Source organism: Bradyrhizobium cajani (assembly GCF_009759665.1).
Taxonomy (GTDB): Bacteria; Pseudomonadota; Alphaproteobacteria; order Rhizobiales; family Xanthobacteraceae; genus Bradyrhizobium; species Bradyrhizobium cajani.
The window spans coordinates 145,187-162,148 of record NZ_WQNE01000002.1 but is presented as its reverse complement, the minus strand read 5'-3'; the positions used below and the strand labels follow the sequence as shown (position 1 = coordinate 162,148).

General features: G+C 65.1%; 23 protein-coding genes and 1 pseudogene. 11 read left to right on the top strand and 13 right to left on the bottom strand.

Annotated elements, in window-relative coordinates; genetic code table 11:
* Nucleotides 1-133: 133 nt before the first annotated feature.
* From GPL20_RS03425 to GPL20_RS03405, 5 genes are read left to right on the top strand one after another with little or no spacing between them, the layout of a single operon-like run.
* Nucleotides 134-1,162, top strand: coding sequence for a TRAP transporter substrate-binding protein (locus tag GPL20_RS03425; protein WP_167532869.1), 1,029 nt, complete (start codon nucleotides 134-136; stop codon nucleotides 1,160-1,162).
* Between the two features lie 36 nt (nucleotides 1,163-1,198).
* Nucleotides 1,199-1,753, top strand: a complete 555-nt coding sequence (locus GPL20_RS03420; protein ID WP_157327729.1) for a TRAP transporter small permease — start codon at nucleotides 1,199-1,201, stop codon at nucleotides 1,751-1,753.
* Nucleotides 1,754-1,764: 11 nt separating this feature from the next.
* Nucleotides 1,765-3,054 carry a TRAP transporter large permease gene (locus tag GPL20_RS03415; RefSeq protein ID WP_157327727.1) on the top strand — a complete coding sequence of 430 codons (1,290 nt, stop codon included), beginning with the start codon at nucleotides 1,765-1,767 and terminating at the stop codon, nucleotides 3,052-3,054.
* Between the two features lie 38 nt (nucleotides 3,055-3,092).
* A complete protein-coding gene (locus GPL20_RS03410; protein ID WP_157327725.1) occupies nucleotides 3,093-4,259 on the top strand; it encodes an acyl-CoA dehydrogenase family protein in 1,167 nt (388 codons plus the stop codon).
* Between the two features lie 45 nt (nucleotides 4,260-4,304).
* Nucleotides 4,305-5,543: an acetyl-CoA hydrolase/transferase family protein gene (locus tag GPL20_RS03405; RefSeq protein ID WP_157327723.1), complete on the top strand. Its 1,239-nt coding sequence runs from the start codon at nucleotides 4,305-4,307 to the stop codon at nucleotides 5,541-5,543.
* 5 nt (nucleotides 5,544-5,548) lie between these two features.
* Here the strand turns inward: GPL20_RS03405 and GPL20_RS03400 are convergent, their stop codons facing one another.
* From GPL20_RS03400 to GPL20_RS38660, 3 genes are all read right to left on the bottom strand, one after another.
* On the bottom strand, nucleotides 5,549-5,926 hold the full coding sequence (locus GPL20_RS03400) for a hypothetical protein (protein WP_246250081.1): 378 nt from the start codon (nucleotides 5,924-5,926) through the stop codon (nucleotides 5,549-5,551).
* Nucleotides 5,927-6,090: 164 nt separating this feature from the next.
* Nucleotides 6,091-6,483: a hypothetical protein gene (locus tag GPL20_RS03395; RefSeq protein WP_157327721.1), complete on the bottom strand. Its 393-nt coding sequence runs from the start codon at nucleotides 6,481-6,483 to the stop codon at nucleotides 6,091-6,093.
* Nucleotides 6,402-6,686, bottom strand: a complete 285-nt coding sequence (locus tag GPL20_RS38660; RefSeq protein ID WP_167532861.1) for a hypothetical protein — start codon at nucleotides 6,684-6,686, stop codon at nucleotides 6,402-6,404. Before GPL20_RS38660 ends, GPL20_RS03395 begins: the two co-directional genes overlap by 82 nt.
* Between GPL20_RS38660 and GPL20_RS03390 the strand changes: the two are divergent.
* Nucleotides 6,649-7,260: pseudogene (locus GPL20_RS03390) on the top strand (flagellin); the annotation flags it as partial. The gene GPL20_RS38660 and the pseudogene GPL20_RS03390 overlap by 38 nt on opposite strands.
* 6 nt (nucleotides 7,261-7,266) lie before the next feature.
* On the opposite strand, the gene GPL20_RS03385 reads toward GPL20_RS03390, so the two are convergent.
* From GPL20_RS03385 to GPL20_RS03375, 3 genes are all read right to left on the bottom strand, one after another.
* A complete protein-coding gene (locus GPL20_RS03385; RefSeq protein ID WP_157327719.1) occupies nucleotides 7,267-8,838 on the bottom strand; it encodes an AMP-binding protein in 1,572 nt (523 codons plus the stop codon).
* Between the two features lie 33 nt (nucleotides 8,839-8,871).
* On the bottom strand, nucleotides 8,872-9,507 hold the full coding sequence (upp, locus tag GPL20_RS03380) for a uracil phosphoribosyltransferase (RefSeq protein WP_157327718.1): 636 nt from the start codon (nucleotides 9,505-9,507) through the stop codon (nucleotides 8,872-8,874).
* A gap of 69 nt (nucleotides 9,508-9,576) precedes the next feature.
* On the bottom strand, nucleotides 9,577-10,317 hold the full coding sequence (locus GPL20_RS03375; protein WP_157327717.1) for a crotonase/enoyl-CoA hydratase family protein: 741 nt from the start codon (nucleotides 10,315-10,317) through the stop codon (nucleotides 9,577-9,579).
* Nucleotides 10,318-10,402: 85 nt separating this feature from the next.
* On the opposite strand from GPL20_RS03375, the gene GPL20_RS03370 reads away from it, so the two are divergent.
* Complete coding sequence (locus GPL20_RS03370) at nucleotides 10,403-10,993, top strand: TetR/AcrR family transcriptional regulator (protein WP_157327716.1); 591 nt, start codon at nucleotides 10,403-10,405, stop codon at nucleotides 10,991-10,993.
* Here GPL20_RS03370 and GPL20_RS39915 read toward each other — a convergent pair.
* The 3 genes from GPL20_RS39915 to GPL20_RS03360 all read right to left on the bottom strand — a co-directional run bounded on the left by GPL20_RS39915 (nucleotide 10,990) and on the right by GPL20_RS03360 (nucleotide 11,801).
* Nucleotides 10,990-11,118: a hypothetical protein gene (locus GPL20_RS39915; RefSeq protein ID WP_256557483.1), complete on the bottom strand. Its 129-nt coding sequence runs from the start codon at nucleotides 11,116-11,118 to the stop codon at nucleotides 10,990-10,992. The genes GPL20_RS03370 and GPL20_RS39915 overlap by 4 nt on opposite strands.
* A gap of 90 nt (nucleotides 11,119-11,208) precedes the next feature.
* Complete coding sequence (locus tag GPL20_RS03365; RefSeq protein WP_157327715.1) at nucleotides 11,209-11,595, bottom strand: hypothetical protein; 387 nt, start codon at nucleotides 11,593-11,595, stop codon at nucleotides 11,209-11,211.
* 14 nt (nucleotides 11,596-11,609) lie between these two features.
* The gene (locus GPL20_RS03360) at nucleotides 11,610-11,801 is read right to left on the bottom strand and encodes a hypothetical protein (RefSeq protein ID WP_157327714.1); all 192 of its coding nucleotides are present in this window, start codon (nucleotides 11,799-11,801) and stop codon (nucleotides 11,610-11,612) included.
* Nucleotides 11,802-12,000: 199 nt separating this feature from the next.
* Here GPL20_RS03360 and GPL20_RS38655 point away from each other — a divergent pair, with 199 nt between their 5' ends.
* Nucleotides 12,001-12,282 carry a hypothetical protein gene (locus GPL20_RS38655; protein WP_167532868.1) on the top strand — a complete coding sequence of 94 codons (282 nt, stop codon included), beginning with the start codon at nucleotides 12,001-12,003 and terminating at the stop codon, nucleotides 12,280-12,282.
* 45 nt (nucleotides 12,283-12,327) lie between these two features.
* On the opposite strand, the gene dapA is transcribed toward GPL20_RS38655, so the two are convergent.
* The 4 genes from dapA to GPL20_RS03335 form a co-directional block, all read right to left on the bottom strand.
* Nucleotides 12,328-13,245: a 4-hydroxy-tetrahydrodipicolinate synthase gene (gene dapA, locus GPL20_RS03350; RefSeq protein WP_157327710.1), complete on the bottom strand. Its 918-nt coding sequence runs from the start codon at nucleotides 13,243-13,245 to the stop codon at nucleotides 12,328-12,330.
* A gap of 24 nt (nucleotides 13,246-13,269) precedes the next feature.
* Nucleotides 13,270-13,524, bottom strand: a complete 255-nt coding sequence (locus GPL20_RS03345; RefSeq protein ID WP_254126328.1) for a hypothetical protein — start codon at nucleotides 13,522-13,524, stop codon at nucleotides 13,270-13,272.
* 150 nt (nucleotides 13,525-13,674) lie between these two features.
* Complete coding sequence (locus GPL20_RS03340; protein WP_157327707.1) at nucleotides 13,675-13,926, bottom strand: hypothetical protein; 252 nt, start codon at nucleotides 13,924-13,926, stop codon at nucleotides 13,675-13,677.
* 40 nt (nucleotides 13,927-13,966) lie between these two features.
* Nucleotides 13,967-14,434, bottom strand: coding sequence for a hypothetical protein (locus tag GPL20_RS03335; RefSeq protein WP_157327705.1), 468 nt, complete (start codon nucleotides 14,432-14,434; stop codon nucleotides 13,967-13,969).
* Between the two features lie 467 nt (nucleotides 14,435-14,901).
* Here GPL20_RS03335 and GPL20_RS03330 point away from each other — a divergent pair, with 467 nt between their 5' ends.
* The 3 genes from GPL20_RS03330 (at nucleotide 14,902) to kdpA (ending at nucleotide 16,956) form a co-directional block, all read left to right on the top strand.
* The gene (locus GPL20_RS03330; protein WP_157327703.1) at nucleotides 14,902-15,039 is read left to right on the top strand and encodes a hypothetical protein; all 138 of its coding nucleotides are present in this window, start codon (nucleotides 14,902-14,904) and stop codon (nucleotides 15,037-15,039) included.
* 11 nt (nucleotides 15,040-15,050) lie between these two features.
* The gene (locus GPL20_RS03325; RefSeq protein WP_042340291.1) at nucleotides 15,051-15,140 is read left to right on the top strand and encodes a K(+)-transporting ATPase subunit F; all 90 of its coding nucleotides are present in this window, start codon (nucleotides 15,051-15,053) and stop codon (nucleotides 15,138-15,140) included.
* Nucleotides 15,141-15,252: 112 nt separating this feature from the next.
* A complete protein-coding gene (gene kdpA / locus GPL20_RS03320; RefSeq protein WP_157327701.1) occupies nucleotides 15,253-16,956 on the top strand; it encodes a potassium-transporting ATPase subunit KdpA in 1,704 nt (567 codons plus the stop codon).
* The last annotated feature ends 6 nt before the right edge of the window (nucleotides 16,957-16,962 follow it).

Here is a 16,962-nt window from a genome sequence, read left to right as displayed (position 1 = left end):
CTCTATGCATAGTTCATATACTTGACATTTAAATTCACATATATGTACATTTTTCTCAAGCAAGAAGTAGACTGAGGGCCGAACGAACAGGCGGGCTGCCGCCTTCGGCTTGGGACGGGTCTGGGAGGATCGAATGACGAGAAATCTGGTCTGGGTTGCCGTAGCGCTCGCTCTCTCGCTGCCGGTCGCCACGATGTCGGCCCAGGCGCTGGAGCTGAAGGTCGCCGACTCCTTTCCCGCCGACCACTATCTCGTCCGCCTGATGCTCAAGCCGTGGATGGATGACGTCGCCAAGCGCACCAACGGCGCAGTGACCTTCACCCATTATCCGAACCAGCAGATCGGCAAGGCGGCCGACATGCTGCGGCTGACCCAGTCCGGCGTCGTCGACATCGGCTACGTCGGACCGTCCTACGTCTCGGACAAGATGCCGCTCTCGGAGGTCGCGCAATTGCCGGGCGCGTTCCAAACCAGTTGCCAGGGCACGCTCGCCTATTGGAAGTCCGCGCGGGAAGGCATTTTGGCGAGCCGCGAATATGCGCCCAACAAGATCAGGCTGTTGATGGCCGTGGCGCTGCCGCCCTATCAGGTGTGGACCGCCAAGCAGAAGGTCGAGACGATCAAGGACATGCAGGGCCTGAAGCTGCGCACCACCGGCGGCGCGCAGGATCTGACCGTGCGCACGCTCGGCGCAGTGCCGGTGCGCATGGCCGCGCCGGATGCCTATGAATCACTGTCGCGCGGCACCATGGACGGGCTGCTGTTCCCCCTGGACAGCGTCGTCGCCTATGGCCTGGACAAGCTCGTCAAGCACGCGACCGACGGCGTCAGCTTCGGCAGCTTCATCGTCGCCTACTCGGTCAACCAATCGGTCTGGGACAAATTGCCTGAGGATGTGAAGAAGGCGATGGACGCAGCGTCCGAAGCGATCACGCCGAAGGCATGCGCCGACGTCGACAAGGAGCTGGACGTCACACGGCAGAAGATGAAGGACGAGGGCATCAGCTTCACCGCGCTCCCCGAGGCCACGCGCGCGGAGATGAAGGAAAAGCTCAAGGGCGTCGCGCAGGAATGGGCCGCCGGGCTGGACAGCCGCGGCAAGCAGGCGTCCGCAGCGCTCAAGGAATTCGAAGGCCTGCTTGCCGCCGGCGGCGCCAAATAACACGGCAGGATCGAAGCGGATAGGGAGACGCCAGGGATGATCAAGCGGGCAACGGATGTGCTCGGCGCGCTGGAGCGTGCGCTGACGGTGATCGCAGCGATCTCTCTCTTCGCGATCATGGCACTGGTGGTGGCCGACGTGTTCATGCGCTACGTCCTGAACCGCCCGTTCTCCTTCACCTACGACCTGATCGGCCTCTATCTCCTGGCCGGCGTGTTCTTCCTGACGCTGTCGGACACCTTGCGCGTGCACGCGCATGTCGGCGTGGACATCCTGCTGTCGCGCTTTCCGCCGGCGGGCCGGCGCCTGTCGGAGATCGTCACCGCGCTTACCGGCTTGTTCGTCTTCATCCTGATCTGCAAGGTCGGGTTCGAGCGCGCGCTGGAGAATTACGAACAGAATGATGTGCTTGCCGGCGCCATTGCGTGGCCGACCTGGATCTCGGCTGCGCTGGTGCCGTTCGGCTGCGGGGTGCTCGTGCTGCGGCTGGCGCTACAGCTCCTCGGTAACGTCCTCAGCCTCATCTCGGGGCGAGACCTCTTTCCTTTGCCGCCCGTGAGCGAGACCGGCGAAGCCCACTCCTTCGAATAACGGCGGCATCGATGACAGTCATCCTCGTGCTTGGACTGCTTTTTCTCCTGCTGGCGATCGGCACGCCGGTCGGCTTCGCCATGGGCTTTTCCGGGGCGGTCGGCCTCTTGATGGTTGGCGGCACCGGCACGCTGTTCGGCATTCTCCAGACGGCGCCGCTTTCAACGGTGTCGTCCTACGAACTGATCACCATCCCGATGTTCCTGCTGATGGCAGATCTCGTCCTGCTGTCCGGTGTCGCCGACGACATGTTCAAGGCGGCTTCCGCCTGGGTCGGCCGCATTCCCGGCGGGCTTGGGATGGCGACCGCGCTCGCTGGCGCCGGCTTCGGTGCGATCTGCGGCACCTCGACGGCGTCGGCCGCGACGCTCTCGTCAACCAGCTTGCCGGCGATGATCCGCCAGGGCTATGAGCCCAAGATGGCGGCCGGCGTCGTTGCGATCTCAGGGACGCTGGCCATGCTGATCCCGCCCAGCGTGGCGCTGGTGATCTTCGGTCTGCTCGCGGAGGTCAATATCGGGCAGCTGCTGATCGGCGGCATCATTCCGGCGGCGCTCGTGACCGCCACGATCATGGCGACGATCTATTTCCTGGTCTGGCAGGACCCGTCCCGGGCCCCCCGGGTCGAGCCGGTCTCCTGGCGCGAGCGGTTTTCGCTGCTGTGGCAGGTCGGCCCGATGGCGCTGCTGTTCTCGCTTGTCACCGGCACGATCTATCTCGGCGTGGCAACGCCGACCGAAGCTTCTGCTCTCGGCGCTGCGGGAGCGCTGGCGCTTGCCGTTGCCAAGCGCAGAGTGACGCCGGCCACGCTCTACCGTGCGCTGCTCAGCGCCTGCCACGGCACCTGCATGATCGTCACGATCCTCGTCGGTGCTTCGATCTTCGGCTACTTCTTCACGCTCACCCACGTCACGCAGGATCTCGTCGCCTGGATCGGTTCGTTGCAGACCTCGCGCTGGGTCATCATCACGCTGATCCTGTGCGGCTATATCGTGCTCGGCTCGTTCATGGACCAGATCGCAATCCTGGTGCTGACGGTGCCGATCGTGCTGCCGTTGATCAAGACGCTCGGCTTCGATCCGATCTGGTTCGGCGTCATCAAGATCGTCACGGCCGAAGTCGGCATGATCACGCCGCCGGTCGGCCTGAATTGCTTCATCGTCGCCCGCTACGCCAAGCGGCCGGTCGCGGAGGTGTTTCACGGCACTTTCCCGCATTTCATCGCCCATCTGATCGCGATCGCAATTCTGGTGGCGTTTCCGTCTATCATCCTCTGGCTGCCCTCGCAGATGGGGCGCTAGGATCGGAGCTGGCGGCTCCCAATAAGGAGATCAAGAACATGGATTTCGCGCTCACCGATCAGCAGGAAGCCATTCGCGATGCCATCGCCAAGATCTGCGAAGGCTTTCCCGATGCCTACTGGCTGAAGAAGGACCACGACGGCGGCTTCCCGCACGACTTCCACAAGGCGCTGGCCGATGCCGGTTGGCTCGGCATCTGCGTGCCGGAGCAATATGGCGGCTCCGGGCTCGGCATTACGGAAGCTGCGATCATGATGCGCACCATCGCGGAATCCGGCGCCGGCATGTCCGGCGCCTCCGCGGTGCACATCAACGTGTTCGGGCTCAATCCGGTCGTCGTGTTCGGCACCGAGGAGCAGCGCAAGCGCATGCTGCCGCCGATGGTCGAGGGCCGCGAGAAGGCGTGCTTCGCCGTCACCGAGCCCAATACCGGCCTCAATACCACGCAGCTCAAGACCCGCGCGGTCGCCAAGAACGACCGCTACATCGTCAACGGCCAGAAGGTGTGGATCTCGACCGCGCAGGTCGCGCACAAGATCCTGCTGCTGGCACGCACCACGCCGCTGGAGGAGGTGCGCTCGCCGACCCACGGCCTCAGCCTGTTCTACACCGATTTCGACCGCAACAGGATCAAGGTCCACGAGATCGAGAAGATGGGCCGCAAGATCGTCGATTCCAACGAGCTGTTCTTCGAGGACTTTGAGATTCCGATGGAGGATCGGATCGGCGAGGAGGGCCGCGGCTTCGAATACATCCTCGAAGGCATGAATCCCGAGCGCATCCTCATCGCCGCGGAGGCCGTTGGGCTCGGCAAGCTCGCGCTGTCGCGCGCGTCCGAGTATGCCAAGACGCGCGTGGTGTTCAACCGGCCGATCGGCAAGAACCAGGGCATCCAGCATCCGCTCGCGGTGAACTGGGTCGAGCTCGAGGCCGCCTGGCTGATGGTGATGTCGGCGGCCTGGCAGTACGACAAGGGCATGCCCTGCGGTGCCGCAGCCAATGCCGCGAAATATCTGGCGGGAGAGGCCGGCTTTTCGGCGTGCGAGCAGGCGGTGATGACCCATGGCGGTTTTGGTTACGCCAAGGAATTCCACGTCGAGCGTTACCTGCGCGAGATCCTGATCCCGCGCATCGCACCGGTCAGCCCGCAGCTCGCGCTCAGCTTCATCGCGGAAAAGGTGCTTGGCCTCGCCAAATCGTACTAAGAAGTCAGACTGATCTTGCCTCCGGATCGTCCAACGGAGTTTGCAATGCCCGGGGAGCCATCGACCATCGATTTCTCCAACGTGATCCGGGAAGGCGATCTCGTCGTGTGCGGGCAGGCGACGGCAGAGCCGGTCACGCTGACGGAAGCGCTGATGTCCCAGGCCGGGCATCTGCCCGCGTTCCGCATGATGGTCGGGCCGATCTTTTCGGACACGTTTTCCGCGGGCCACGCCCCCAACGTCTCGTTCCAGAGCTATGGCGTGATCGGAAATGCGCGAGGCCTTGCGAGGGGCGGGCGGCTCGACGTGATCCCGAGCAACTACAGCGCCTTCTGCGCCGACTTCGCCGCGTGCCGCCGCAAGGCCGACGTCGTTCTGGTGCAGCTGGCAGAGCTGGAGGGGCGGCTCAGCGCCGGCCTCTCCAACGACTATGTCATCGATGCCGCGCGCAGTGCGCGCCTCGTCATTGCCGAGATCAATCCGGATGCGCCCTTTACGTTCGGCGCGGAATGGCCGGAGGATGTTCCGATCCACCTGCGCGTGGGGGCTCGCCGTCCGCCGGTCGAACTGGCGTCAATGCCGCTCGATGACGTCTCGCGGCGCATTGCGGCACATGCCGCGAACCTAATCGCCGACGGCAGCACCCTCCAGTTCGGCGTCGGCCGGATTCCGGACGCGATCCTGTCCTCGCTGTCCCACGCACGCAATCTCGGCATCCACTCCGGTCTGATCAACGACGCCGTCGTCGACCTCATCGAGCGCGGCGCGGTGACGAATGCGGGGAAGGGCATCGATCCCGGGATCACGGTCACCAACCAGGTGATCGGCACGCAACGGCTCTACCGCTTCGTGCATCAGAACAGGGCGGTCGCGGTACGGCCGACGTCATACACGCACGGCCAAGACGTGCTGGCACGGATCAACCGGCTGACAGCGATCAACGCGGCGCTTCAGGTCGGGCTCGATGGCAGCGTGAACGCCGAGACGCTGAATGGCGTTACGATCGGAGCGATCGGCGGACAGCTCGATTTCGTGCGCGGCGCCAACGCGTCCACCGGCGGCAGGGCGATCATCGCGCTGCCGGCGACGGCGCCCGATGGCGCGAGCCGGATCGTCGCTCAGGTCGAGACCGTGACGACGCCGCGCGCCGACGTCGACGCCATTGTCACCGAATTTGGGGTCGCGGAGCTGCGCGGCTGTGGCCTTGCCGAGCGTGCGCGCCGCATGATCGCGATTGCTGCGCCGGAGCACCGCGACGCGCTGTCGGCGCGGCTGCGCTTCTAGCGGCGTCAGTTCATCATTGCGAGCGTCGGACGCTGGTACTCGCTGGATTCGATGATTCCGGGCAGATCCGTCGCCTCGCCGGCAATCATGCCCGACATCTGCCAGACCAGATGCGCCAGGCGCGAGAACACCAGCCGCTCGCGCTCGGCAGCAATGGTGCCGTCCGGGATCGTCACGGTTTCCAGGCCGACCACTTTCTTGAAATCAGGCCAGATCGTCATCGACTGCGCGATCACGGAGTAGCAGCGAGGATCGTCATCGCTCTGGTCGGGTGCCGGCGGCAAGCCGGGATATTGCACCGGCGCTGCGTAGAACTTGTAGGCGCCATAGCCGAGCTGGAGCAGGAACCTTTCCGAGACGGCGACGTCGGCGGCAAAGGACACCAGGCGCGCGCCTCGCTCAATACGTCCGGGTCGATCTCGGACGCGCGCAGCGCCGAGCAGAAGGCGAGCTCGCCATTGTGCTCGCGAAGCAGATTGGCCAGTGGCTGCTGCTGTTGAACGGTGTCGGTGAGCAGGATGATGGTCTTGAGCATCTGGGATGTCCGTCAGGGGAAGAGATGGCGCGCGGTCATGGCCGCATTGTCGGAGGCATGGGCGGCAAAGAAATCATTGGCGATGCGCTGACCCGGCGCGATCTCCAGGATGCGGTAGCGGGCCAGGCCAGCGGCGCCGCGCGCGGCGCCGACATCGTCCTGCCAGGCACAGAGCGACAGTTCGAGCCGGCCGTAGCCGCCGCAATTGGCGGCATAGGCGCCGGTCACGGCTTCCACCGTTGCGGCGACCGCGCCTGCATCGCTGGTGGAGATATCGCGCAGGATGACGGCGATGCCATTGGCGGTGTCTGCCGTGGAGGTCATCACCATGAAGGCGTCGCGGGCGCCGGTGCGGCCGGCCGAGCGCACGATGCCTGCAAAGCCGGGATCGGGACCGAGGTCCAATGTCGTCGTCTGCTGTCATGCAGGATGGTGGCGCGCGGCGAGCCGAGGTCGCCCTTCATCGCGTGATAGGATCGCGGCAGCCATACGGTGTCGAGCGCCACCTGCGACGACGTCAGGCTCCGAGCCTGATCGAGCAGATAGCCCTCCCAGATCGCGGGATAGGAGGCGACCGGCAGCTCGACCGAGACGAATTCGGTGATCACCACCGCCCAGCAGATGCTGGAGGAGATGGGCTCGCTGATGAACGCGCAATATGACGGCCAGTATGTCTTCGCCGGCGGCAAGACCGATACGGCGCCGGTCGATCTCACCAGTTTCTCGTCCGGCACCGGCTCCACCACCACGGCCGACACCAGCTACTACAACGGGGATGACAAGATCGCCTCGGTGCGCGTTGCCTCGGATGAGACGGTGTCGTACGGCGTGACCGCCGACAATCCGGCGTTCGAGGAGGTGATGCGGGTGCTGAAGTTCGTCGCCAACAGCACCTCGCTGTCGTCCTCGGACATTTCCAGCGCGCTCGATCTCGCCGGCACGGCGCTCGACGACACCGCGGCAGTGCAGGCCAAGCTGTCCAGCGCGGCGTCCTCGATCGAGAGCGCGAGCGCCCGCCAGAGCGACTACAAGAGCTACGCCGAGAGCTTGTCGAACGATCTCACCGGCGTCGACGTCGCCGCGATCACGGCGCAGCTTTCGACCTACCAGGCGCAGCTCACCGCGTCCTATTCGGCGTTGGCCAAGATCCTGAGCCTCAATCTCGCGAGCTATTTGAAATAGGCGGGCCTATTCGGAGGCGATCCGTTCCATGGCCATGGTGCGGAGCCTGGCGCGCTGGATCTTGACGCCGTTGGCGCTGTCGGTGACGGGGAAGGCGTCCACGACGTAAATTCGCGCCGGGACCTTGTAGCCGGCCAGTCGCTCGCGCAGGCGTGCGACCAGCGCCTCCTGCCGTGGCGGCTCTCCAGCCGGGATCACGAAGGCGACGCAACGTGCCTGACCCTTCAGGTCGACCGCAACCACCTGCGCATCGGCCACACCGGTGCACGACTTGAGTTCGTCCTCGATCTCGCCGGGCGCAACCAGGAAGCCGCCGAGCCGCATCGCATCGCCAGCGCGGGTCTCGTAGACGAAGGCGCCGTCGCCGCGTAGCCGGCCGATGTCGCCGGTGCGGAAGAACCCGTCGGCCGTGATCGCTTCGCGCGTCGCGTCCGGATTGTTGAAGTAGCCGAGGAAGCGCGACGGCGCGCTGATCTCGATCTCACCCGAAAAGCCGTTGACCGCGAGCTCGCCGCTCTCGACATCGCGGACGCGGACTTTCGCGTCCGGCGACATCGGCCAGCCGCCGCCTTCGATGCGATCGGCGAAGGCATCGCTGCTGCGGCCGATCGAGAACAGCGCCTGCACCTCGCTCGAACCGTACAGGCCATACAGCGGCATGCCGCGCGCCTCGGCCTCCGCGGCAAGCTCGCGCCAGCCGGGCTGGAACGCGGCAAAGCCGCAGACTTCGAGATGCGGAAACGGGCGTGGTGCATCGGTGAGCGCGAGGATGCGGCGGAACATTTCGTCGGAGCCGAAGGTGTGCGTGATTCCGTGTTCGCCGAGGATCTTCAGCGCCGGCGCGGCTTCGAAGGCGTCGAGCCCATGGATGGTTGCGCCCGCCGCGATGAAGGCGAGCAGGCTGGTCATGCCAAAGGTGCCGCAGAACGGGAGCATGGCCAGCAGCGAGTGACGCTGCGGCGAGAGTTTTAGGGCCGTGGCGACGGAGGCGGCGTGCGTGGCCAATGTTCTCTGCGAATGCGCAACGAGCTTCGGCCCCTTGGTCGTGCCCGATGTCGTATAGAGCAGCACCGGCAGATCGACGTCGTCCTGTGCTGGCGGCGCCGGCGGGTAGGGCCTGTCGAAGGCGTCGAAGCGTACGCACGGCCATTGGGCCGAAAGCGCATCCGCACCGACCACGGCGAGCTTCTGCAACGCAGGAACCTCGTCCTTGGCGACATCGGCGAGGATGGCCGCAAAGTCGATCGAGCGGAACGCGGCCTCGACCACCATCAGCCTGGCGCCGGATACCCTGAGCAAGTGCGCGACTTCTGCACTGCGGTAGCGTGTGTTGACGGCGGCGACCACCGCACCACACCGCGCGGCGGCGAACAGCAGCGCGACCCATTCGATCCGGTTGACCAGCCAGACCGCGACGACGTCGCCCTTGCCGATGCCCTGGGCCACAAGCCAGGCCGCGGCCTGGTCGACCTTTCCTGAGAATTCGGCGCACGAGATGGGCGCACCGTCGAACACAAAGGCGGGATTGCCAGCGGGCGTGCCGATCAGCGATTGCAGCGAAAATTCCTTGGCGCTCATGGCAACCGGAGTAACCCGCTCGCGCAGAGCTGTCTACTTGGTGCCGAACATCCGGTCGCCGGCGTCGCCCAGGCCCGGCACGATGTAGCCATGGTCGTTGAGCCGCTCGTCGATCGCGGCGGTCCAGACCGGTACGTCGGGATGCTCGCTCTGGAACTGCGCGATGCCCTCCGGCGCGGCCAGGAGGCAGACGAAGCGGATGTCGCGGGCGCCACGCGCCTTGAGCAGGGAAGCGCCGGCGCAGGCCGAGTTGCCGGTCGCCAGCATCGGGTCCATCAGGATCACGGTGCGGTCGGAGAGGTCCTGCGGCGCCTTGAAGTAATATTCCACGGCCTGCAACGTCTCGGGGTCGCGGTAGAGCCCGATATGGGCGATGCGCGCCGAGGGCATCAGCGCCAGCATGCCGTCGAGGAAGCCGACGCCGGCGCGCAGGATCGGCGCCAGCGTGAGCTTCTTGCCGGCGATCTTCGGCGCCTGCATCGGCGCGATCGGCGTCTCGATCTCGACCAGCTCCAGCGGCAGGTCGCGCGTCACCTCATAGCAGAGCAGCATCCCGATCTCGTTCAGGATCTCGCGGAAGCTCTTGGTCGAGCGGTCCTTCTCCCGCATCAGGGAGAGCTTGTGCTGGACCAGGGGGTGGACGACGACATTGACGTTGCTGGTGCTCATGAAACCGCTCTACACGGTTCCGTGAAACTGCGCCAGATCGGGCCGGCCTTTTCCGCGGGACAGGTGACCTTAACCGGGCATCGCGAGCGCCGTCCGCGCCCGGTTGCTCGCCTCGTAGGCAGCCATGGTCAGCTCGCGATCGATCGCCAAGCGCATGGCGTCCACGGCCGGCTGGCGCAGCCGCTTCTTCGCGATCGCGTGGGACGGCTTGTGCATCGCGCGCAATGCAGCGATGGTCCCTTCGAGCGTCGTGTCGATCGCCTCCGGCGCGACAACCCGATCGAGGAAGCCTGCCGTCAATGCCTCCTCGGGCTCGTACATCTCCCCCAGCGTGGCGGTGCGGCTGAGCCAGGCCGGATGCAGGCGGCTGCGCGCGAGCTCGATGGCGAAGCTGGGCGGTGCGATGCCGATTGCAACCTCGTTCAGGCCCATCCGGTGCGGCCCGCGCGCGCCCAGCCTGACGTCGCAGGCGAGCAGCAGGAACGTCCCCATCGGAAAAGCGTGGCCCTCCAGCACGCCGATGGTGGGATGCGGAAACGCCATCAGCCGCAGCGCAAGCTCGGCGCCGGCCCGGACCATCTCGAGGCTCCCGGCGGCATTGCCCGATGCGAACATTTTCAGATCGAAGCCGGCGGAGAAGATACCCGGCCGCGCCGAGCGCAGCACCACGATCTCGGCATCCGACTCGGCGCAGTCGAGGGCGGCGCCGATATCGCCCAGCATCGCGGTCGACATCACGTTGACCTTGCCGTCGTCGAGCCCGATCTGCGCGACACCGTCCTTCAACTCGTAGCTCACGCCCTTTGGCATCTGCCTCTCCCTGTCGTTGTCTCGGCTTGACTGTCGGAGGCTGATATAGACCAATCAATATAATTTCTTGACCGGAGGGGAGCGCATGCCGGCCGTGCCAAAACACCGCCAGCCCATCATCAACGCCGCGGTGACGCTGTTTCGCCGTCAGGGCTTTGCCCGTACCGGCCTGAATGACATCATCGACGTCAGCGGCGCACCAAAAGGGTCGCTCTATCATTACTTTCCGGACGGAAAATCCTCGATCGCGGTTGCGGCGGTCGAGGAGGCGGGCCGCCGGGTGGCGGCGACGATTGCAAAGCTCGCGGATGAATGCGGTTCGACCGGCGAGCTCTTGCAAGCGCATGCAAGGCTGCTGGCGGGGTGGATGCAAGCCTCCGGCTTTCGCAATGGCTGCCCGATCACGACCGTGCTGCTGGAACTCGCGCCGCGCGAGCGCACGGTTACCGAAGCCGGCCGCAAAGCCTATTCGGCGCGGATATCGCTGCTGCGCGACAAGCTGCTCGCGGACGGCTTTACCAGGCCACGGGCGGAGGCGCTGGCCGTGCTCTGCACGTCCGCGCTCCAGGGGGCGCTGATTCAGGCGCGCGTCGAACGCAGCGGCCGGCCGATCGCGGTCACGGCGGCGGAATTGGCGCGGCTGATCGAGACGGAAGCGGGGGCGATGAGGGGCTAGACCCCGAGCCCGCGTGCGACGAGCGTGATCACGAGTGTCAGGACGGCGCCCCAGATCAGGGCCAGCGTCATGGTCAGGACGGTCGTGGTGACCGCTTGCTCGAGATTTCCCTTGAGGAGCAGCATGCTACTTGTCCGGGCTGGGCGCCGCGCCGATGCGCATGCCGAGCAGCAATGTCGTCATCAGCGCAATGAGGACGGCGATCTTGAGCTCGATCATGTCCGCAGCCTCGCCACCACGCGTGCCAGCAGCTGCCTGGCCCCCTCCGCCAGCACGATCAGCGGATTGCCCCGGTTCTCGATGTCGAGCTCAAAGGACTCGGCGGGAAACACCAGTGCGCATCGCGTCGGCTCGCTCTGCCGGTTGGCGAAATCGACCGCGGAGCTCTTGAACAGGAAGAGACCGCCGACGCGTCCGTTCGCTTCGCGCGCGACCCAGAGGCCGGCGCCGTTGCGGCCGATGAAGAAGGCGGGAATGGCGGCGCTCACGACATCAGGGTCGAGCGGTTTGAGCGCAGCCGCCGGCTTGATCTCGGGCCGGCGATGGGCGGCCTGAAGGGCGATTGCGGCCATGGCGGCTTCCTCGCACATCTGCAAGGTCATGATGGTGGCCCCGCTCAGGCGTGGAGATGCCAGACATAGATTGCGGTCCTCAGCGCGATCAATGCGGTGAGCACACTGCCCATCGTGAGCACGGCCAGCGCACGGAGCGCGATGCGCTTGAGCTGGGCCTTGCGTGCCTCCGATATTCGCGCCGGGCGATCGGTCCCGTCGAAGGGCCGGTCAAAGCTTTGCGTCAGCATCGACATTTTCGAAGTCCTTGTCCGTGGAGCAGCGCAACGGCCGCTCCAGCCTGCCTCATATGATCGTCATCATTGCGTAGGATTGCGAGATGAACGCCGAGGCCGCCGTATAGGAATGTCATAAAGACGCCGATCCTCGCGCCGGAAGACCTCTGAAAAGATCGGGGTTTCGCTTCGGTCTGATGCGCGCTGGTGCGGGTTCCAAATGGGCCATCCCGATCGCAGCCGCAAAGGCGAACCGCAGCCGTGGTTCTTCGATCTGCTTGCAGAAGTCGTTCAGGGTCGCTTCCGCGTTCTGTTGCTGCCCGCTGATCGCCGCGCAGAGGTGGGTGCTGGTTCGCCGGAAGAAGTGGAGCGAATCCTGGGCGCTGCCACTGAGACGATCGAGCTCGGTTGCGAGAGCTGCAACATTGAGCCTGTCGGAATCGTCGAGCGTCACCGCAAAGCGCAGCAGCGCCAGCTTCCAGGCCCGCAGCAGCCTGTGTGATCCTTCCAGCTGAAGCATGCGATATCCGGATGGACCCACGACGCGTCAGGCTCCGACGCTGTCGATCAGCTCCTCGTCGGCGATTGCGGCAAACGCCCTGATGACCTCCGCGCGAGCCGCGTCATCGAGCGGCACGATCGGCAGTCTTGTGGCTGGCTGCATCAGGCCGAGCATGTTCAAGGCATATTTGAGGGCCGCCGGGCTCTCCCTGGACAGGCAGCCGATGAGCGGGATCAGTCGCTTGTGCAGGTAGCGGGCGGATTGCACGCGGCCCTGCCGGACCTGTGAGAAGATCGTGCGGCAGAGATCCGGCGCGATGTTGGCAACCTCCGAGATCGCCCCGTCGCCGCCATTGGCGATGAAGCCGAACGCCGTGGTGTCGTCGCCGGATAGAAAACGAAAGCCGGCCGGCAAACGCCAGGCGAGGCGCATCGGACGGGTGGTGTCGCCGCTGGCATCGCGCAGGCCGACGAACTGGCGGGATTCGACGAGACGTAAGAGAGTCTCGTCGGCAAGCGGCCGCAGCGTGCGGGAGGGAACGTCGTGCAGAATCACCGGCAAGCCGATCGAGCCTGCGATCGCCCGGAAATGTGCGAGCATCCCCTCCTGCATCGGCTTGTTGTAGGCCGGTACCACCGCCATGACGGCATCGGCGCCGGCTGCCTCCGCGCGCCGGGCGAGCTCGATGGCGCGGCTCGTTGAATTCGACACCGCGCCGGCGATGATCCGTACCCGGCCGCGGGCGACCTCGACCGCGGCGCGAATGACGAGCTCTTGCTCGGCCGGCGAGAGCGTCGGTGCCTCGCCGGCGGTCTCGCAGACCACGAGCGCGGCAACGCCGGCCGCGACGTGACGCTCGCACAGCGCGGCGAACGCCCCGAGATCGATTGCGTCCGCCGCGTCGAACGGTGTTGGCAGGTCCGGAATGAATCCGGTGAACCAGGCGGAGGGAGGGATGAACATGGTGTTTCGCCGGAAGGCGCCGGATCAGGCCGCGCGTTGCGAGAGGTCCGCGTTGGGGCGTTTCCCCATGTCGAGCTCGATCTCGCGCGACAGTTCGACGATGGTTTCGGGATGCTGGCCGTTTTCGAACAGCGCATATTTGATGGCCTGCGCACGGCTGACGAACAGGCCGCCATAGAGTCCGTTCTGCTCCTGCGCGACCCATTGTCCGCGACGGTTTCTGCCGACGAAGACGATGGTCGAGGGTGAACTGCACGAGGGAGGTTCGACGAGTTTCACTTCCGTATTCCTTCCGATTGACGCGGGCGGCGGACGCATGTCCCGCCGCCGTCCGATCAATATCTCTTCAAGCAAATATGATTTCGAGAGCGGTCCTGCGGCGATCTCATAGGGGCGCCATAAAGCCGTGCGCCGCCCTTTCGGGTCACGTCATTGAACGATGTGAACCAGCGCGAAAAGTGCGCCGAATGCGACGCCTTCGTCCCAATGGTTGAGCGAAGTACCGAATGGCGGCTCCCGTCTGACGAGACCGGCGAGGGCGCACAGGACGATCGACATCCACAGCAGTGCGGCGAAGCTTCGTCCGAAGCCGATGCTGCCGAACGCGGCAAAGGCGACGAGCAGCGCGAGGCGGACGGCAAAACGCGCCAGCACGCGCGTCGGGCTGAGCGTTCGCGGCATGTCCCGGAATTGCGGCAAGGTATGAACCCGTCAGGCTGATCTAGCCGAAATTGTCGCAGGTGATCGGCTCGTAGAACGGGTCTGGCACCGGACGGACAGAAGGAACGCTCGGTCGCGGCGTCTCCGCGTTCTGGGCCTGGACTTCGGCGAAGGCCGACAACAAAGCGAGCGCGAGATCGGCATGGCGGGCCTCGACGGCGACATCCAGCCAGTCCGGCAGTTCGCGTTCACGCGACAGTGCGCAATACCACTCGCCTTCGTCATAGGCGATCCGGCGGACCTGCCATAGCGGCAGCTCGAGCTCCATCAGCGCGAGCGCGGCGTCGGTCCAGGCCTCCGCATCGATCAGGCGCATGATGCGCGCGCTACGTTCGCTCTGTCCGAGAGAGGGGAAGCGCCTGCTAGCCTGGGCGATGACGTTCAGCATGAGCTGGCGCGAGGACGCCCGCTCGCCACGAAGCTGCTCACCGAGGGAAAGTGGATTGTAAGCTCTGAGCGCTGCGGTCATGTCGGGCCTCCTGGGATTGGTGTCGGTCAGTCGGCCGGCATTCCCAAGATGGCTGGAGCGGTATTTGAAAGCGAGACGAGGACGGGGCGCGAGATATAGGGATTTCATAAGTGCATGGACGCTGGGGGCAGCAGGCCTGGACGGCGCACATTCGCTTGCGCGAAAGGCGGGGCCTTATGGAAACAGGCATTTTGAAAAGACCTTGGCGATCGCCTCCGGTAACAATCGACAGCGAGGGTGATGATCGATCGCATCGCCGAGCTGCCTGTCTGGAACGACCGCCAGGCGTGCATCGCCAATGTCGCCTGGCCTCCCTGACGACGATCCGGGCCTTTATGAGATTCCTATAATCTCGCCATAGGCCCCATCTCGAAAACCTATGCGCGCGATGGCACTTCAGCGCGGTGAAAGTTCCGGCTGGCCGCCGGGAGCCACGTGTTGCGTTCGCGCGCAGCAAGCGGTCCGTCGTGATCCAGAGGCGGGTTACGACGGATATCGTCGCGCAACGAAGGAGCAATTTCATGATGGACATTCTGATGCTGGCGCTGGGCTTCGTCTTCTTCGCGCTCGCGATCGGCTACACCTACGCCTGCGAACGGCTTTGATGGAGCGGACCATGATCTTCGATTATTCGCTCGCCGGCGCCGTCTCGCTCGGTCTGCTGATCTACCTCACCTACGCGCTGCTCCGGCCGGAGCGGTTCTGACCGTGCTGCTCCTTGTCAAACTTCTGCTGGCGGATGCCGCGCTCGTCGCGTGTCTGCTCGCCGTGTTCCTGCCGCTGCTGCGCCGGGCCACCAAGCCTAGAGGGTTCATTCCATGACTATGATCGGTTGGCTCCAGATCATTCTCTTTTGTGCCATCATCGTCGCGCTGACCAAGCCGCTCGGCTGGTACATGACGCGTGTGTTCAACGGCGAGCGCACCTTCCTGTCTCCGGTGCTGCGTCCGATCGAGGTCGGCATCTACTGGATCTCCGGCGTCGACGAGAAGCGCGAGCAGCATTGGCTGACCTATACGGTCGCCATGCTGCTGTTCCATGTCGGCGGCTTCCTCATCATCTACGGCGTGATGCGGCTCCAGGCCATGCTGCCCTTCAATCCGGCTGATCAATCCGCTGTCGCTCCGGATCTGTCCTTCAATACGGCGATCTCGTTCATCACCAACACCAACTGGCAGAACTACGGCGGCGAGAGCACGCTGTCCTATCTCGTGCAGATGCTCGGCCTGACGCACCAGAACTTCCTGTCGGCAGCGACCGGCATCGCGCTGGCGGTGGCGTTGATCCGCGGCTTCTCGCGCGCCTCGGTGCGCACCGTCGGCAATTTCTGGGTCGACGTCACCCGCACCACGCTTTACGTGCTGCTGCCGATCTGCGTCGTCTACTGCCTGTTCCTGGTCTGGCAGGGCATGCCGCAGACGCTCGGCGACTATGTCGAGGCCACCACGCTCGAGGGCGCGAAGCAGACGATCGCCGTCGGCCCCGTTGCCTCGCAGGTCGCGATCAAGATGCTCGGCACCAACGGCGGAGGCTTCTTCAACGCCAACGCCGCCCATCCTTTCGAGAACCCGACGGCGCTGTCGAATTTCGTGCAGATGCTGTCGATCTTCCTGATCGGTGCGGCCATGACCAACGTGTTCGGCCGCATGGTCGGCAACCAGCGCCAGGGCTGGGCGATCCTCGCCGTCATGGGCGTGCTGTTCGTCGCTGGCGTCGCCGTCACCTACTGGGCGGAGGCCAATGGCACCTCGACCATGCATGCGCTTGGCCTCGCCGGCGGCAACATGGAAGGCAAGGAAATGCGCTTCGGCATCGTTGCATCCTCGCTGTTTGCCGTCATCACGACCGCGGCGTCCTGCGGCGCCGTCAATGCCATGCACGACAGCTTCACCGCGCTCGGCGGCATGATCCCGCTGATCAACATGCAGCTCGGCGAGATCATCATCGGCGGCGTCGGTGCCGGCCTCTACGGAATGCTGCTGTTCGTCATCCTCGCGATCTTCGTCGCAGGGCTCATGGTCGGCCGCACGCCGGAATATGTCGGCAAGAAGATCGAGGCGCGCGAGGTCAAGATGGCGATGCTCGCGATCCTGGTGCTGCCGCTGATGTATCTCGGCTGGACCGCGGTCGGCGTGGTCTATCCGGCGGCGGTCGCCTCGATGGCGAATGCCGGTCCGCACGGCTTCACCGAGGTGCTCTACGCCTTCACCTCGGCGACCGGCAACAATGGCTCCGCCTTCGCGGGCCTCACCGGCAACACCCTGTTCTACAACCTGACGCTCGCCAGCGCGATGTTCGTCGGCCGGTTCTTCATGATCGTCCCGGCGATGGCGATCGCTGGCTCGCTTGCGGGCAAGAAGTCCGTGCCGCCCTCGGCCGGCACCTTCCCGACCACCGGCGGCCTGTTCGTCGGCCTGGTCGTGGGCGTGATCCTGATCATCGGCGGCCTGACCTTCTTCCCGGCGCTCGCGCTCGGTCCGATCGTCGAGCATCTCGCGATGAATGCCGGCCAGGTGTTCTGACCGAAA

What these genes read in the sequence shown, in the direction of transcription:
- GPL20_RS03340 (WP_157327707.1), bottom strand. Translation starts at nt 13,926, where the DNA reads ATGCCGCGAACGCTCAGCCCGACGCGCGTGCTGGCGCGTTTTGCCGTC.
- GPL20_RS39915 (WP_256557483.1), bottom strand. Translation starts at nt 11,118, where the DNA reads ATGCTGCTCCTCAAGGGAAATCTCGAGCAAGCGGTCACCACGACCGTC.
- kdpA (WP_157327701.1), top strand. Translation starts at nt 15,253, where the DNA reads ATGACTATGATCGGTTGGCTCCAGATCATTCTCTTTTGTGCCATCATC.
- GPL20_RS03370 (WP_157327716.1), top strand. Translation starts at nt 10,403, where the DNA reads ATGCCGGCCGTGCCAAAACACCGCCAGCCCATCATCAACGCCGCGGTG.
- GPL20_RS03420 (WP_157327729.1), top strand. Translation starts at nt 1,199, where the DNA reads ATGATCAAGCGGGCAACGGATGTGCTCGGCGCGCTGGAGCGTGCGCTG.
- GPL20_RS03415 (WP_157327727.1), top strand. Translation starts at nt 1,765, where the DNA reads ATGACAGTCATCCTCGTGCTTGGACTGCTTTTTCTCCTGCTGGCGATC.
- GPL20_RS03410 (WP_157327725.1), top strand. Translation starts at nt 3,093, where the DNA reads ATGGATTTCGCGCTCACCGATCAGCAGGAAGCCATTCGCGATGCCATC.
- upp (WP_157327718.1), bottom strand. Translation starts at nt 9,507, where the DNA reads ATGAGCACCAGCAACGTCAATGTCGTCGTCCACCCCCTGGTCCAGCAC.
- GPL20_RS03360 (WP_157327714.1), bottom strand. Translation starts at nt 11,801, where the DNA reads ATGTCGATGCTGACGCAAAGCTTTGACCGGCCCTTCGACGGGACCGAT.
- dapA (WP_157327710.1), bottom strand. Translation starts at nt 13,245, where the DNA reads ATGTTCATCCCTCCCTCCGCCTGGTTCACCGGATTCATTCCGGACCTG.
- GPL20_RS03335 (WP_157327705.1), bottom strand. Translation starts at nt 14,434, where the DNA reads ATGACCGCAGCGCTCAGAGCTTACAATCCACTTTCCCTCGGTGAGCAG.
- GPL20_RS03405 (WP_157327723.1), top strand. Translation starts at nt 4,305, where the DNA reads ATGCCCGGGGAGCCATCGACCATCGATTTCTCCAACGTGATCCGGGAA.
- GPL20_RS03425 (WP_167532869.1), top strand. Translation starts at nt 134, where the DNA reads ATGACGAGAAATCTGGTCTGGGTTGCCGTAGCGCTCGCTCTCTCGCTG.
- GPL20_RS03365 (WP_157327715.1), bottom strand. Translation starts at nt 11,595, where the DNA reads ATGACCTTGCAGATGTGCGAGGAAGCCGCCATGGCCGCAATCGCCCTT.
- GPL20_RS38655 (WP_167532868.1), top strand. Translation starts at nt 12,001, where the DNA reads ATGGGCCATCCCGATCGCAGCCGCAAAGGCGAACCGCAGCCGTGGTTC.
- GPL20_RS03375 (WP_157327717.1), bottom strand. Translation starts at nt 10,317, where the DNA reads ATGCCAAAGGGCGTGAGCTACGAGTTGAAGGACGGTGTCGCGCAGATC.
- GPL20_RS03325 (WP_042340291.1), top strand. Translation starts at nt 15,051, where the DNA reads ATGATCTTCGATTATTCGCTCGCCGGCGCCGTCTCGCTCGGTCTGCTG.
- GPL20_RS03385 (WP_157327719.1), bottom strand. Translation starts at nt 8,838, where the DNA reads ATGAGCGCCAAGGAATTTTCGCTGCAATCGCTGATCGGCACGCCCGCT.